Source organism: Domibacillus sp. F004, assembly GCF_057814295.1.
Window position 1 is genome coordinate 1 of the sequence record NZ_JBVATB010000029.1, and the last position, 402, is coordinate 402.

Below are 402 nucleotides of genomic sequence, written 5' to 3' on the forward strand. Positions count from 1 at the left end.
AACACCCGAAGTCGGTGGGGTAACCCTTACGGGAGCCAGCCGCCGAAGGTGGGGCAGATGATTGGGGTGAAGTCGTAACAAGGTAGCCGTATCGGAAGGTGCGGCTGGATCACCTCCTTTCTAAGGATATTTACGAAGTGAGAACGTGGTTCTCACAGGCGTTGGGCGTTTTATTTTGTTCAGTTTTGAAGGATGAATTCCTTCAGATTATTTAAATTGTTCTTTGAAAACTAGATATTATCGTAAAAGTAACAAAGCAATACCGAGAAACGCCATTTTAGGTTAAGTTAGAAAGGGCGCACGGTGGATGCCTTGGCACTAGGAGCCGACGAAGGACGGGACTAACACCGATATGCTCCGGGGAGCTGTAAGTAAGCTTTGATCCGGAGATTTCCGAATGGG

At 47.8% G+C, this 402-nt stretch carries 2 rRNA genes; both read left to right on the forward strand.

The features are described from left to right. Positions 1-120, forward strand: a 16S ribosomal RNA gene (locus ACZYRN_RS19265); the annotation flags it as partial. A 160-nt stretch (positions 121-280) separates the two neighbouring features. Then, a 23S ribosomal RNA gene (locus tag ACZYRN_RS19270) occupies positions 281-402 on the forward strand; the annotation flags it as partial.